Source organism: Nocardia sp. CDC153 (assembly GCF_035818515.1).
Lineage (GTDB): Bacteria > Actinomycetota > Actinomycetes > Mycobacteriales > Mycobacteriaceae > Nocardia.
In genome coordinates, this window is sequence record NZ_JAYKYU010000005.1 from 171,411 (window position 1) to 188,344 (window position 16,934).

Sequence of the window (16,934 nt, forward strand, 5' to 3'; positions counted from 1 at the left end):
ACGCGGCCGTATGTCCCAGGGGGGTACCGAACTTCGATCATTTTCAGCGAGGAGTCCAGTGACCGACATCGCGACCGGTGGCATGCCCTTCGGAACGCCGGGTGGTGTTCCGTGGGTGGTGTCGGCGCGCAGCGCGAGTGACATTGGCGCGCGGGCGGCCCGGCTGCGCGAGTGGCTGCTGCGGCATCCGGAACTGGATGTGGTCGACGTGGCGCGGTCATTGATCGTCGCGTCGGCCGGAATGCCGTGGCGGGCACGCATAGTCGGGCAGGACCGGGCGGAACTGTTGGCCGGTCTGGCCGCCTTGGCCGATCCGACCGCGCCCGCGGTGGCGATCGAGCCCGCCGTCGAGCGGGCCGAGCCGCGGCGGGTGGCGTTCGTTTTCCCGGGAAACGGTGCCCAGTGGCAGGGGATGGCCCGCGAACTGCTGGACGCGGACGAGGCCTTCGCGGCGTCGATCGCGGAATGCGAGGCCGCGCTGGCACCGTACGTGGACTGGTCGCTCACGGCGGTGCTGCGCGGCGACGTCGACGCGCCAGCGCCGGACCGCGTGGACGTGGTGCAGCCCGCGCTGTTCGCGGTGATGGTCGCGCTGGCCGGGCGGTGGCGGGCCGCCGGTGTGGAGCCGGACATGGTGATCGGGCATTCGCACGGCGAGATCGCCGCCGCCTACGTGGCCGGTGGACTGTCGCTGTCCGACGCGGCACGGGTGGTGGCGCTGCGGTCGCGGGCGCTGGCCGAGGAACTGGCGGGGCACGGCGGCATGGCCTCTGTCGGACTGGATGCCGAGTCGGTGCGGGAACGTCTTGCGGCGTACCCGGATCGGCTGTGGCTGGCGGCGGTGAACGGCCCGGCGCACTGCGTGGTGTCCGGGGAGGTGTCGGCGCTCGAGGAGTTCCTCGCCGACCGCGCCCGCGAGGATGTGCGGGCGCGCCGGGTGGCGATCGACTACGCGTCGCACTCGCCCGCGGTCGAGGGGATTCGTGAGCGGCTGCGCGCGGAGCTGGCGTCGATTCGTCCGCGCTCCGGGTCGGTGCCGTTCCTGTCCACGGTCCTGGCCGAGCGGCTGGACACGGCCGAACTGGACGCCGACTACTGGTATCGCGCGGAGCGGGAACCGATTCGGTTCGCCGAGGCCGTGACGGCGCTGATCGCCGACGGCATCACCGGATTCCTCGAGATCAGCACCCACCCGGTGCTCACGATGGACATCGCCGCGACCGCCGAGTCGGCCGGGGCGGGCGAGGAGGTCGCGGTCGTCGGCACGCTGCGACGCGACGAGGGCGGCCCGCGACGGCTGCTGGCGGCATTGGCGCAGGGCCACTGTGCCGGGTTCCCCATGGATCCGGACGCGCTGGTCCGCGGTGGGTCATCGGTACAGCTGCCGGAGGACGCGTTCGCGGACACCGGGGTACGGGAGGACGGTCCGCTGGCGCGCACGCTGCTGGCGACTCCCGAATTCCAGCGCGACACAGTCGTTCTCGACATCGTCCGCGAGCACACCGCCGCCGTCCTGGGTACCGAGACGGCCCGATCGATCGACCCCGACCTGCCCTTCACCGAGTTCGGTATCGATTCGGTCAGCGGCGTGGAGCTGCGGAACCGACTGATCCGTGCCACCGGTGTGCAGCTGCCCGCATCCCTGGTCTTCGATCATCCGACGCCGAATGCCGTTGCGGCGCTGCTGAAGGCGCGTGCGACCGGGGTGGACGAACGCGGGCGGCGCGAGACCAGGCGCTCGGGCGCGGACGAGCCCATCGCCATTGTCGGCATCGGTGCCCGGTTCCCCGGCGGCGTGGGCTCGGCCGAGGAGCTGTGGGACCTGGTGGCCGCGGGACGGGACGTCATCGGTGAATTCCCCACCGATCGCGGATGGGACCTGGACCGACTGTTCGACCCGGATCCCGACAAGCCGGGAACGGTCTACACCCGACACGGCGGATTCCTCGGCAACGCAGGCGATTTCGATCCCGGCTTCTTCGGCATTAGTCCGCGCGAGGCCTCCGCGATGGACCCGCAGCAGCGGTTGTTCCTCGAAACTGCCTGGGAGGCCCTGGAAGACGCGGGCATCGACCCGACGACCCTGCGGGGCAGCGACACCGGTGTCTTCGCCGGTGCCTGCTCCTCGGGCTATTCGCGCCGGGTCACCGGTGAGCTGGAGGGTTTCCGGCTGACCGGCACCTCGCACAGCGTCATCTCGGGCCGTGTCGCCTACGTATTCGGCCTGGAAGGCCCCGCGGTCACGGTGGACACGGCCTGCTCGTCGTCGCTGGTGGCCCTGCACCTGGCGTGCCAGGCGCTGCGCCAGGGCGACAGCTCGCTGGTGCTCGCCGGTGGCGTGACCGTCGCGGCCAGCCCGTACCTGTACGTGGACTTCGCCCGCCAGCGCGGCCTGTCCCCGGACGGCCGCTGCAAACCCTTCTCGGCCGCCGCCGACGGTGTGGCCTGGTCCGAGGGCTCGGGTGTGCTCGTCCTGGAGCGACTTTCGGAGGCACGCCTACGCGGCCACCAGATCCTCGCTGTCATTCGTGGTAGCGCGGTGAACCAGGACGGCGCGAGCAATGGCCTGACCGCGCCGAACGGTCCGTCGCAGGAGCGGGTGATCGCGCAGGCCCTGGCCAATGCGGGCCTCGCCGCGCGCGACGTGGATGCCGTGGAAGCCCATGGAACCGGTACGGCCCTGGGCGATCCGATCGAGGCGCAGGCCCTCATCGCGGCCTATGGACAGGAACGCGGCGACCGGGAGCCGCTGCGGATCGGATCGGTGAAGTCGAATATCGGGCATGCCGTGGCCGCCGCCGGGGTCGCCGGGGTGATCAAGATGGTGCAGGCGCTGCGGCACGAACGGTTGCCGCGCACACTGCACGCCGAAACGCCCTCACCGCACGTGGATTGGGCCGCGGGCGCGGTGCGTCTGCTGACCGAGGCCGAACCGTGGACCGCCGGTGAACGCGTACGACGGGCGGGCGTGTCATCGTTCGGAATCAGCGGCACCAATGCCCATGTGATTCTCGAAGAGGCCCCGGCCGCACCGGCACCGGCCGTCGTGGACACCGACGACAGCACCGTCCCGGCGATCCCACTGTTGGTGTCGGGCAAGGGCGAAGCGGGTCTGCGCGCCCAGGCGGCCCGACTGCACGCGTGGCTGTCGGAACGGCCGGAGATCGATATCGCGGCGGCGGCGCACGCGCTGGCGACGACGCGGGCGCATTTGGACTCGCGGAGTGTGATTCTCGGCCGCGATCGCGACGAGCTGTTGCGGCAGTTGGCCGATCTCGCGAAATCGGGGAGCGATGCCGGTGTCGTCACGGGCACGGCCGGTTCGGGGCGGACGGCGTTTCTGTTCACGGGCCAGGGTGCCCAGCGGGTCGGGATGGGCGCGGGCCTGTACGAGGCCTTCCCGGTGTTCGCGGACGCGTTGGATTCGGTGTGCGCCCAGTTCGATTCGGCCTCGGGGTATTCGCTGCGAGAGCTGATGTTCAGCGGTGGTTCCGAGGCGGCGCTGCTGGATCGGACCGAATTCACCCAGCCCGCCCTGTTCGCCTTCGAAGTCGCGCTGTATCGCCTGCTGGAGTCGTTCGGCCTCACCCCGGATGCGGTGATAGGGCATTCGATCGGTGAGGTCGCCGCCGCGTATGTCGCGGGTCTGTGGTCGCTCGAGGAGGCGTGCCGGTTGGTGGCGGCGCGTGGACGCCTCATGGGTGCGTTGCCCGAGGGCGGTGCGATGCTGGCCATCGCCGCCACCGAAGCCGACGTGACCGACGCGGTCGACCGGTATCCGGGCCGGGTGTCGATCGCGGCGGTCAACGCGCCGGCGGCGCTGGTGGTTTCGGGCGACGAGGACGCGATCGGCGAGCTGGAGATCCGATTCGCCGAGCGCGGCGTGAAGACGACGCGACTGCGCGTCAGCCATGCCTTCCACTCGCATCGGATGGAGCCGATGCTGGCCGAATTCGAGTCCGTGGCAAGGGAGTTGACCTACCACCGGCCGCACTTGCCGATTGTGTCGAATGTGACCGGCCGTCTCGCCGGAGACGAGCTGCTGGACGCCGCGTACTGGGTTCGGCAGGTGCGGGCCGCCGTGCGGTTCGCGCCGGGAATCGAGACGTTGGCGGCCTCGGGCGTGCGGCGATTCCTGGAGGTCGGCCCCGACGCGGTCCTGGCGGCCATGACCCGGCAGACCCTTCCGGAGGATGCGGCGTCGGTAGTGGCAGCGGCGGCTCGCCGGGATCACGATGAGCCGCGGCAGTTCCTGACGCTGCTGGCACACGCGCATGCCTCGGGTGCGCGCGTGGATTGGACACCCCTGCTCCCTCGGGTTGCTCGCCGAATCCCATTGCCCACGTATGCCTTCCAGCATCAGCGCTTCTGGCTGCCGCCGCGCGAGGAGACCAGCGCCGAGCCTCTCGGCCACCCGCTGCTCACCGCGGTGGTGCCGGTGGCCGGTGCGGACCGGTTCGTGTGCACCGGCCGCTTCTCGCTGGCCACCGACCCGTGGATCGCCGATCACACGACCTACGGCCGCGTGGTGCTGCCGAGCGCGGCCCTCGCCGAATTCCTGCTTGTGGCGGGCGACCGGATCGGGTGCGGCGTCCTCGAGGAGTTGACGCTGGAGGCCCCGGTGCCGCCGACGCCGGACGGCGAGGTCGAACTCCAAGTGTCGGTCGAGGAGCCGGACCGGTCCGGGCGACGACAGTTCGCCTTCCACTTCCGTGTGGCGGGCACCAAGGAGTGGGTGCGCAATGCCAGCGGCGTACTCGCCCCTTCGCAGGACGACGGGGATACGCTGCTCGACCGACTGCTGGACGAGCCGTGGCCGCCCGCCGACGCCGAAAACCTCGACCCCACAGGGATTCCCGAGCGGATAGCCACCGTCTCCGGACTCGAGTACGGCCCGGCGTTCACCGGTGCCGCCGCCGCCTGGCGACGCGGTGACACCGTGTTCTCCGAGATCGCCCTGGATCCGGCCGCCGCACCCGGCGCGGAGCGGTTCGATATCCATCCGGCCCTGCTCGACCAGGTATTGCACACCGGGCTGGCCGAGCTGCTCTGGCGTGATCAGGACAGCGATCCGGACACCGGCCGCCTGCTGTTCCGCTGGGCGGGAGTGCGGTTGCACCGGCCGCTCACCACTCCGGCAACGCTGCGCGTCATCGCCACGGCGACCGGTGCGGAGACGATTTCCGCTGCCGCCGTGGATGATTCGGGACGGCCCGTGGTATCGGTCGATGCGGTGGTCATGCGGCCGTATGACGTGAAGCAGCTGCGTGGCGCTCTGGGAGTGCGGACCGCGGACCTGTACGAGACGCACTGGACGCCCGTGGCGGCGACGACACCGGACGTCTCGCCGGACCGGATGGCCGTCCTCGGTTCGGAATTCGCTGCTGTGCAGCAGATCCCGGAATTCATGGTCTGGCGACCGGACTGCGGTGCCGCCAGCGAGGACCTGGCGGAGGTGCGTGGCCACCTGGAAAGGGTGCTGGCGACGGTGCAGGCTTGGCTGGCCGACGAGCGGCTGGCCGACACCCGCCTGGTCGTGGTGACCGCCAACGGTGCCGGAATACCGGGTGAGACACCGGATCTCGCCGCCTCGGCCATTTGGGGCCTGATACGCACCGCGCAATCGGAATACCCCGGCCGCTTCGTACTCGTCGACGTCGACCCGTCGGCCCTCGCGTCCCCGCATGATTCGCTGCCGCTCGGTGCCGTACTCGCGACGGGAGAACCGCAGGCCGCGGTGCGCGCCGGGACAGTGCTCGTCCCGCGCCTGGTTCGCGCCGGGGCGGACCGGAACTCCGAGTCGACGCCGTCCTTCGGCGGCGGCACCGTCCTGATCACCGGCGGCACCGGCGGCCTCGGTGCGCTGCTGGCCCGCCATCTGGTCACCGCGCACGGTGTCCGCCACCTGCTGCTGGTGTCCCGACGCGGCGAAACCACCGCTGGTGCAACCGAACTGGTGTCCGAACTGTCGGCTGCCGGGGCCACCGCCCGCGTCGCGGCCTGCGATGTGGCCGACCGCGCGGCACTGGCCTCCCTGCTGGATTCGATACCGGCGCAGCACCCGCTGACCGCGGTCATCCACGCGGCGGGCGTGCTCGACGACGGCACCCTCGCGGGCCTGACCGCCGCGCAGCTGCGGCGCGTGTTCGTCCCGAAGACGGAGGCCGCCTGGCATCTGCACGAACTCACTCGCGACCGTGACCTGTCGGCCTTCGTGCTGTTCTCCTCGGTGGCCGCCACGATCGGCTCGGCGGGACAGGGCAATTACGCGGCGGCCAACGCGGTCCTCGACGCGCTCGCGCACCGCCGCCGCGCCGCCGGGCTGCCCGCGCTGTCGGTGGCCTGGGGTCCCTGGAACTCCTCCGGCGGCATGACCGAAAGCCTGGACCGCAGTGCGCTCGCACGCTGGGAACGGCTCGGACTGCAGCCGCTGGCGAACGACGAGGGCCTGCGGCTGTTCGACGCGGCCGTCGGCACCGCCGCCGCGCACCTGACCGCGATCCGGTTCGACCCGGCCCACCTGCGGCGCGAGGCCAGCGACGGCACCGCGCCCGCCGTGCTGCGTGGGTTCCTGCCGCGCGTCACCGAACGGCCCGCGGCCGCCGCGAGTTCGCTCGCGGCGCGCCTGAGTCGAGTCCCCGAGGCACAGCGCGCCGAGGTCGTGCTGACCCTGGTGCGGGAGCACGCGGCGGCCGTCCTCGGCCACGATTCCGCCGACGACATCGACCCCGGCGAGCGTTTCGACGCACTGGGATTCGACTCGCTCGGCGGCGTCGAATTCCGCAACCGGCTGGCCAAGGCCACCGGCGTGCGGCTCCCGTCCACCCTGGTCTTCGACCATCCCACGGCCGCCGCGGTCGCCGCCCTGCTGCACTCCACCATCGAGGGCGCGCAGGCCGATCCGGCCACGGTGCGGGTATCGCGTCGCGTCCGGGCCGACGAGCCCATCGCGATCGTGGGCATGGCCTGCCGATTCCCCGGCGGCGTCGAATCACCGGACGCGCTCTGGGATCTCGTCGCCTCCGGCATCGACGGGACCGGCGAATTCCCCGCCGATCGCGGCTGGGATCTCGAGCGGCTGTTCGACCCGGACCCGGACGCGCCCGGGACCGTCTACACCCGTCGCGGTGGATTCCTCTACAACGCGGGCGATTTCGATCCGGCGTTCTTCGGAATCGGTCCGCGTGAGGCGTCGGCGATGGATCCGCAGCAGCGGCTGCTGCTCGAAGTGTCCTGGGAGGCCCTCGAATCCGCGGGTATCGACCCGACCTCGGTGCGCGGCACCGACACCGGCGTCTACACGGGCGTTATGTATCAGGACTACGAGACTGTCGCGGGCCAGGCCGGTCCGGAGGTCGAGGGGTATCGCCTCACCGGCGGCCTGGGCAGTGTGGCGTCCGGGCGGGTCGCCTACGCGCTGGGCCTGGAGGGTCCCGCCATGACCGTGGACACCGCCTGCTCGTCCTCCCTGGTGGCGCTGCACCTGGCCTGCCAGGCGCTGCGCCAGGGCGAGAGCTCGCTGGCCCTGGTCGGCGGTGCGACCGTGATGGCGACACCCATGGTGTTCCAGGAGTTCTCGCGCCAGCGCGGGTTGGCCCGCGACGGCCGCTGCAAATCTTTCTCAGCCGCCGCCGACGGCGTCGCCTGGTCCGAGGGCGCGGCGGTGCTGGTGGTCGAGCGCCTGTCCGACGCCCGCCGCCTGGGCCACGAGGTGCTGGCGGTGGTGCGCGGCAGCGCGATCAATCAGGACGGCGCGAGCAATGGCCTCACCGCGCCGAACGGCCCCGCGCAGCAGCGGGTCATCGCCGCGGCGCTGGCCAACGCCGGGGTGCGCCCGCGCGATGTGGACGCCGTCGAAGCACACGGCACCGGAACGACTCTCGGCGATCCGATCGAGGCGCAGGCCCTGCTCGCCACCTACGGGCAGGACCGGGCGGGCGAGCCGCTGCTGCTCGGCTCCTTGAAATCGAATATCGGTCATGCGCAGGCGGCGGCGGGCGTCGGCGGCGTGATCAAGATGGTGCAGGCGCTGCGGCACGAGCTACTGCCCAAGACCCTGCACGCGGATGAGTTGTCGCCGCACGTGGATTGGTCGACCGGAGCGGTCCGGGTGCTGACCGAATCCCGGACGTGGGCGGCGGGCGAGCGGGTCCGGCGGGCCGGGGTGTCGTCGTTCGGAATCAGCGGCACCAACGCGCACGTGATCCTCGAGGAGGCACCGGCGCTCGCGACACGCGAGAACGCCACGGGCGCTGTGGATTCCGGCACCACCGTGGTGCCGTGGATCGTCTCGGCCAAGTCGGAGGAGAGCCTGCGGGCGCAGGCATCGCGGCTGCGGGACTGGCTGGCCGAGCGCCCGGAGGCCGACATCTGGTCGGTGGCACGGACTTTGGTGGAGTCGCGGGCCGCACTGGACCGGCGGGCGGTGGCCGTCGGCCGGGATCGCGACGAGCTGCTCGCGGGATTGGCCGAGCTGGCGGCGGGAGCGCCGGGCACGATCGAGGGCACGGCCGGTAGCGGGAAGACCGCGTTCCTGTTCACGGGCCAGGGCGCGCAGCGGATGGGCATGGGTTCCGGCCTGTACCAGGCATTCCCGGCGTTCGCGACCGCGCTCGACGAGGTCTGCGCCGAGCTCGACCCGCTGTTGGGTCGGCCCTTGAAGGACTTGATGTTCGCCGACACCGAGGGCGTGCTGGATCGAACCGAATTCACGCAACCGGCATTGTTCGCCTTCGAGGTCGCATTGTTCCGGTTGCTCGAATCCTTCGGTGTCACACCGGATCTGCTGATCGGCCATTCGATCGGAGAGCTGACCGCGGCATACCTGGCGGGCGTGTGGTCCCTAGAGGACGCGTGTGCTCTCGTCGCGGCACGCGGCCGATTGATGGGCGCACTGCCGGAGGGCGGTGCGATGCTCGCGGTCGCGGTGCCGGAACCCCGGGCCACAGCCCTGCTCGCCGAATACAGCGGCCAGGTGTCACTCGCGGCGATCAATGGCCCCTCGTCGGTGGTGCTGTCCGGTACTGAGTCGGCGATCGATGACATCGATGCCCGGCTCGCCGGAGAAGGCGTGAAAACCTCCCGGCTCCGGGTCAGCCACGCCTTCCATTCAGTCTTGATGGAACCGATGCTCGACGAGTTCCGCTCTGTCGCAGCCGGATTGACGTACCGAGAACCACTGCTGCCGATCGTGTCGAACCTTTCGGCGGACCTGGTCGCGGCCGAGATGACCGATCCCGAGTATTGGGTTCGGCAGGTGCGGGACTGCGTCCGCTTCGCACCGGGGATCGAGGCTCTGGTCCAGGCGGGTGCGCGGCGGTTCGTGGAGGTCGGCCCGAATGCGGTGCTGGCGGCCATGACCGGGCAATGCCTGGCCGAAAACCGGGCTGTGGAAGCCAAATCGACGGTGATCGCGACGGCTCGAAGGTCGGGTGACGAGGCGGCACAGTTCGTGTCCGCGCTCGCCCGGGCCGCCGTCGCCGGTGTGGAAGTGAACTGGACCCCGCTCTACGCGGGCCGCGCGACACATCGGATTGCCCTGCCCACCTACGCGTTCCAGCATCGGCGCTACTGGGCGCGGCCTTCCGCAACGCCAACGCCCGGCCTGGCGCAGGCCGGCCTGGACGATGCCGGACATCCGCTGCTGAGCGCGATGGTACGGATGCCGGAGTCCGAGGACGTGGTGTTCACCGGCCGCCTGTCGCGGGCCGCGCACCCCTGGCTGGCCGATCATGCCGTGGCCGGAGTGGTACTGCTGCCCGGCGCGGCCCTCGCGGACCTGGCCCTACACGTGGGAGCCGTGGTCGACTGCCCGCGCCTAGCGGAATTGGTGATCGAAGCGCCGCTGCCGCTGCCGGACACCGAGGCCGTCGACCTGCGCGTCGTGGCGAGCGGACCCGACGACACCGGCGCACGGGCGGTATCGCTGTACTCGCGCTCGAATGACGATGCGGCTCAGTGGATTCGCCACGCTGTCGCGACGGTCACCGCCGTGGTGACCGCGCCCGTGACCGCATCCGACCTCGTGAGTTGGCCGCCACCCGGTGTCACGGCCATCGAGATCGACGACGCCTATACAGAGTTGGCCGAGCGCGGCTACGAGTACGGACCGGCCTTCCGCGGGCTGACCGCCCTCTGGAAGCGCGACAGCGAGGTGTTCGCGGAGATCACCCTGCCCGAGTCCGCGGGCTCGGACGGCACAGGATTCGGTGTGCACCCGGCACTTCTGGACGCCGCCCTGCACGCGATCCTGCTCGGCGGCCTCGCCCCCGACACCGAGCCCGACCAGATCGCCGTCCCGTTCTCGTGGGAGAACCTCACCCTGTACACGACAGGAGCGACCGCCCTACGAGTCCGTGTCGCCAGGGCCGGTGATGGCAAGGACAACGCGCCGATCGCCGTAACCCTCGCTGATCCGACGGGCACGACGGTCGCGGAGATCGAAACCCTGACGCTGCGCAGCATGTCCACCGCGACCCTCGGCACGGCCCAGCGGCACGCCGAAGGCCTTGGCTACGAGGTGAACTGGGTGGCACTCACGGCGGTCGGTCCTGACCCCCAGGCGACCTGGAGCCCCGGCCCGGACGGTGAGGAGGTGACGATCGCAGGACAGGTCCTGACCGTATTGCGGCTCGATGAGCGGCGATCGAACGACGACCTGCCATCGGGCGTACGGGATTCGATCACCGGACTGGCCGCGCGGGTTCAGCGGCTGCTTTCGCAGGACCGGCGCATTGTCGTGGTGACCAAACGGGCGGTCGCGGTGCATCCGCACGAGCTGGTAGACCTGTCCACCGCAGCGGGTTGGGGTTTGCTGCGGACCGCGCAGAGTGAGAACCCCGGTCGGATTCTGCTTGTCGATGTCGACGAATGGTCGGACTATCGTGCCGCCGTGGGCTTGGCCTTGGCGTCGAATGACGAACCCCAGCAGGCCATTCGGCTTTCGACCGCATACGCGCCGCGTCTGCACCACCAAGATTCGGGCACTCTCGACGCCATATCGCGCCATGCCCCGGCCTGGGAGCTGCTCCTGCGCGGCAAGGGCACTCTGAGTGCGGACAATTTCGCCTTCGGTGAGCGTCCGGACGCGTTGGAACCGCTCGCGCCGGGGCGGGTTCGGGTGAGTGTGCGGGCGGTTGGGCTCAACTTCCGGGATGTGCTGATGGCGTTGGGCACCTACCCCGACAAGGCGGGGCGGCCCGGCGGGGAGGGGGCCGGTGTCGTGCTCGAGGTTGCCTCGGATGTGACCGAATTCGCGCCTGGTGACCGGGTTTTCGGGCTGATTCCGGGTGTGGGGTCGATGGCGGTGGTCGATCGGCGACTGCTCGCGCCGATGCCGGACGGGTGGTCGTTCACTCGGGCGGCGGCGGTTCCGATCGTCTACGCGACCGCGTACTACGGCCTGGTGGATCTGGCTGCCGCACAGCCCGGTGAGACGCTGCTGCTGCATGCGGCGACCGGTGGTGTCGGGCTCGCGGCGGTGCAGCTCGCGCGGCATCTGGGTTTGCGGATGCTGGTCACGGCGAGTGAGCCGAAGTGGAATATGCTGCGGGAGTTGGGGTTCGACGATGCCGTCATCGGCAATTCGCGCACCTTGGATTTCGAGCAGAAGTTCCTGGACGAGACCGATGGCCGCGGTGCGGACATCGTCTTGGACTCGCTGGCGGGCGAATTCGTGGACGCCTCGCTGCGGCTGCTGCCGCGCGGTGGCCGGTTCGTCGAGATGGGCATGATCGACCGGCGTGATCCGGCCGAGGTGGCGGCCCGCCATCCCGGCGTGGACTACCGCAGTTTCATGCTCATGGAGGCCGGTCCGGATCGGCTGCACGAGATACTGACCGACCTGGTCGAGCTGTTCGAGTCCGGAGCCCTGACGCCCGATCCGGCTCTCGCCTGGGACCTGCGGCAGGCCCCGGACGCCTACCGGTACCTGAGCCAGGCGCGACACATCGGCAAGAACGTCCTCACCGTGCCGATGCCATTGCGCCGCGAGGGAACCGTTCTCATCACCGGCGGGACCGGCGGATTGGGCGCGGTCACCGCCCGGCACCTCGTCACCGAGCACGGCGTGCGCAGCCTGGTCCTGGCGAGCAGGCGGGGCCCGGACGCGCCGGGCGCGGCCGAACTCGCCGCCGAGCTCAGCGCACTCGGCGCACGCGTGGACGTGGTCGCCTGTGATGCCGCCGACCGGACCGCCCTGGACGCGACGCTGGCGGCGATCCCGCCGGAGCACCCGCTGACCGCCGTCGTCCACGCGGCGGGCGTGCTCGCCGACGGCCTGTTCACCACCATGACCCCGGAACAGTTCGCGAAGGTGCTGCGCCCCAAGGTGGACGCGGCCTGGAACCTGCACGAGGCGACCGAGCACCTGGACCTGTCGGCCTTCGTGCTGTACTCCTCGATCGCGGGCGTCATCGGCAATCCGGGCCAGGCGAACTACGCCGCCGCCAATGCCTTCCTCGACGCCCTGGCGCAGCACCGGCACCGCAGCGGCCTCCCCGCCACCTCGGTGGTCTGGGGACCTTGGGACCAAAGCGGCGGAATGACAAGCGCACTCACCGCGACCGATCTCGCCCGCCTGCGCCGCGAAGGTCTGTCGCCGGTGGACGCGGCGCACGGCATGAAGCTGTTCGATGCCGCGCTCGCGGGTGGCGGGTCGGAGTTCGTGGCGATCCGGCTCGATCGCGGTGACGTCGGTGAGGTGCGTGCGGTCATGCGTGACGTCGTACGGCCCGTGGGCCGTCCCGTGGTCGCCGCGCCGACAGCCGTGAACGAGCCCGGCAAGGTCTCGATGTCTTTGGCAGAGCGATTGGTCGATCTTCCGGTCGCCGAACAGGAGCGCGTGATTCTGGATGTCATCCGTACCCAGGCCGCGGCGGTGCTCGGCCACCCCGGTGCGGACTCGACCCCGCCGGACAAACCGTTCAGCGATATCGGATTCGACTCACTAGGGGTGATGGAATTCCGTAACCGCCTGAAATCGGCTGTCGGGGTGCAATTGTCGGCCACCGCCATGTTCGACCACCCGACCCCCGAGGCCCTGGCCGAACACCTCCGCCACGAGCTCGTTCCGGTCGAAGACCCCGCCGAACGCCTTGCCGCCGAGGTCGATTCGCTGGCCCGCGGCCTCGCCGCGGCCGAGCTGTCGGCCGCCGACCGGTCCGAGATAGCAAGCCGATTGACCGCGTTGCTGCGCGAACTCGAGGGAACCGGGACCGGCGGCCGCTCCGACGGCTCCGACCTCGACGGCGCGGACGACCGCGAGCTATTCGACTTCATCGACCAAATCAGCTGAATCTGGAGTTCTACCGATGGCCGACAATGACGAGCTACGCCGGTATCTGAAGAAGGCCGCGACCGAGCTCTACGAGACCAAACAACAGCTGCGCGCGCTCACCGACCGGTCGCGCGAACCGATCGCGATCGTCGGCATGGCGTGCCGGTACCCCGGCGGTGTGCGTTCCGCCGAGGATCTGTGGCGGGTGACGGCCGATGGTGTGGACGCCATCGGCGGATATCCGGCCGATCGCGGATGGGATCTCGACCGGCTGTTCAACCCGGATCCCGATGCGCCGGGCGGCATCTACACCCGCGACGGCGGATTCCTCGACGCCGTAGGCGATTTCGACGCGGCCTTCTTCGGAATCGGCCCGCGCGAGGCCGCCGCCATGGATCCCCAGCAGCGTCTGATGCTGGAGGCATCCTGGGAAGCGTTGGAGGACGCGGGAATCGACCCGCTATCGCTGCGCGGCGGCGACACCGGTGTGTTCGCCGGGGTGATCCACCAGAACTACGGCCCCCGCATCGGCGGACCGAACATCACCGCCGAGACCGAAGGCCATGCCTACCTGGGTGTTTCGAATGCGGTGCTGTCCGGCCGCATCGCCTACACCTTCGGTTTCCAGGGCCCGGCCATCTCCGTCGACACCGCCTGCTCGTCGTCACTGGTCGCCCTGCACCTGGCGTGCCAGGCGCTGCGGCAGGGCGATACGTCGCTGGCGCTGGCCGGTGGCGTGACCGTCATGTCGGATCCGTCCCTGCTGATCGCGTTCGCGCGACAGCGGGCGCTCTCTCCCGACGCGCGCTGCAAGGCGTTCGCGGCGGCCGCCGACGGCACCGGCTTCTCCGAGGGCCTCGGCGTACTCGTCCTGGAACGGCTGTCGGACGCCCAGCGGCTCGGGCACACGGTGCTGGCCGTGATCCGCGGCAGCGCCGTCAATCAGGACGGCGCGAGCAATGGCCTGACCGCCCCCAACGGCCCGTCGCAGGAACGGGTCATCGCGGCTGCCTTGGCGAATGCCGGTCTGACCCCGTCGGATATCGACGCCGTGGAGGCGCACGGCACGGGCACCATGCTCGGGGACCCGATCGAGGCGTCGGCCTTGATCGGCGCGTACGGCAAGCAGCGGGAAGGCGAACCGCTGCGGGTGGGATCGCTGAAGTCGAATATCGGTCACACCTCGGCCGCGGCGGGTGTCGGCGGCGTGATCAAAATGGTGCAGGCCATGCGATACGGCATGCTGCCGAAGACATTGCACGTGGACGAACCCACCCCGCATGTGGACTGGTCGGCCGGAACGGTGCGGCTGCTGCAGGACAGCGAGCCGTGGCCGGTGGGGGAGCGGATTCGGCGCGCCGGGGTCTCGTCGTTCGGAGCCAGCGGCACGAATGCCCACCTCATTCTCGAGGAAGCGCCCGCCCCGGCCGAGAGCGAGCCGGTACCGGCGGCCGAACCCATCGCGGCCGAGATCGTTCCCTTGCCGGTGTCGGCCAAATCCGAGGAAGCTCTGCGTGCCCAGGCGAATCGACTGCGGCAGCGGCTGATCGACGACCCCGCCGCCGACCTCTGGGAGGTGGCGTACTCGTCGGCGACATCGCGGGCGCAGTTGGAGCGGCGCGGTGTGGCCCTGGGACGGGACCGGGACCAACTGCTCGCCGCGCTGGCCGATCTGGCCTCGGGTGCGTACGAAACCATCGACGGCACTGCCCGTTCCGGTCGAACGGCGTTCCTGTTCACGGGTCAGGGCGCGCAACGGGTGGGCATGGGCGCGGGCCTGTACGAGGCGTTCCCAGTGTTCGCGACCGCATTGGACGAGATCTGCGCGCATTTCGATCCCTTGCTGGGTCGCTCGCTGAAGGCGCTGATGTTCGCCGACGGCGACGGTGCGCTGGACCGGACCGAATTCACGCAACCGGCCTTGTTCGCGTTCGAGGTCGCGCTGTTCCGGTTGCTCGAATCCTTCGGTGTCACAACGGATCTGCTGATCGGGCATTCCATCGGCGAGCTGGTCGCGGCCTATGTGGCCGACGTGTGGTCGCTCGCCGACGCGTGCGCGCTGGTCGCGGCCCGGGGTCGGCTGATGGGCGCGCTGCCCGTCGGCGGCGCGATGCTCGCGGTGGCGGTCGGGGAAGGCCGCGCCGCCGACCTGGTTGCCGGTTTCGCCGACCGCGTCTCGATCGCGGCGGTCAACGGTCCGGTCGCGACGGTTCTGTCCGGCGATGCCGAGGCCGTCGAGGAGATCGAGCGGCTCGCCGCCGCCGAGGGTCTCGAGACCAAGAGGCTGCGGGTCAGCCATGCCTTCCATTCGGCACGCATGGATCCGATGCTGGCCGAGTTCCGCGCCGTGGCCGCCCGGGTCGAGTACCGCGCGCCGCGGGTGCCGATCGTGTCGAACGTGTCCGGCGAGCTCGCCGGGAACGCGGTGACCGACCCGGAGTACTGGGTGCGTCAACTCCGCGGCTGCGTGCGGTTCGCGCCGGGCGTGGACGCGCTCGTCGCGGCGGGCGCGCGGCACTTCGTCGAGGTGGGCCCCGATGCGGTGCTCGCCGCCCTGACCCGTGACTGCCTCGCCCGGCACCCCGAGATCGACGCGGTGTCGTCGGTGACGGCGACGGCCCGGCGGTCGGCCGCCGAGGCCGAACAGTTCGCGACGGCCCTGGCGCAGGCGCATGTCGCGGGCGCGCGGGTGGACTGGCGGCCGTGGTTCGCCGATCGCGCGACGCGTCGAATTCCCCTGCCCACCTACGCCTTCCAGCATCGCCGCTACTGGCTCTCGGGTGCGGGCGAAGCGTCGCACACGCCGACGGACCACCCGATCCTCACCGGTGTGGTCGGTTTGGCGGGCTCCGACGAATGGTTGCTGACCGGCCGATTCTCCCTGCGCACGCATCCGTGGATCGCCGATCACATGACCTACGGCGTCGTGGTGGTGCCGAGCGCGACCTTCATCGAATTCCTCCTCGTCGCGGGCCGCCGAATCGGTTGCGGTGCGGTCGAAGAGCTCACCCTGCAAGCGCCGATCCTGCCGAGGGCCGACGACGAGATCGAACTGCAGGTGCTGGTGCAGGCGGCGGACGAATCCGGGCGTCGGCCGTTCGAGTTCTACTTCCGCACCTCCGCCGAGGCGGACTGGATTCACAATGCCACCGGTGTCTTCGGGGCCGAGCCGGAGGGCCGGTCGGAGCTGTCGGAGCGACTGCGCGAGGAGGCGTGGCCACCGGTCGAGGCCGAAAGCATCGACGGCGCAACACTTCCCGAGCGGATCGCGAAGCTCGCCGGACTCGAATACGGCCCGGCCTTCCTCGGTGTGCGCGCCGTCTGGCGACGCGACGACACCGTGTTCTCCGAGCTCGAGCTGAACACCGAGGCGGCCGCCGAGCCGGGACGCCACGATCTGCACCCGGCCCTGCTGGACCTGGTCATGCACGCCGGATTCGCCGAATTGCTCTGGCGTGACGGTGATTCCGACACCGATTCCGGCAAACTGCTGTTCCGCTGGGGTGGTGCTCGCTTCCATCGATCGGGCGGCCGGTGGCCGAGCGAGGTGACCGCGCTGCGGGTCATGGCGACCGCGACCGGACCGGACACCATCTCCGTCGCGGCCATCGATCCGCAGGGCACTCCGATCGTGTCGGTCGACGCGGTGGTCATGCGG

1 protein-coding gene and 2 pseudogenes are annotated in these 16,934 nt (G+C 70.5%); all 3 read left to right on the forward strand.

What is annotated here, in order from left to right:
• The first annotated feature begins 58 nt into the window (after positions 1–58).
• On the forward strand, positions 59–13,294 hold the full coding sequence (locus VMT65_RS27595) for an SDR family NAD(P)-dependent oxidoreductase (protein WP_326311359.1): 13,236 nt from the start codon (positions 59–61) through the stop codon (positions 13,292–13,294).
• A gap of 115 nt (positions 13,295–13,409) precedes the next feature.
• Positions 13,410–15,953, forward strand: a pseudogene (locus VMT65_RS38475) (type I polyketide synthase); the annotation flags it as partial.
• Positions 15,954–16,100: 147 nt separating this feature from the next.
• A pseudogene (locus tag VMT65_RS38480) lies at positions 16,101–16,934 on the forward strand (polyketide synthase dehydratase domain-containing protein); the annotation flags it as partial.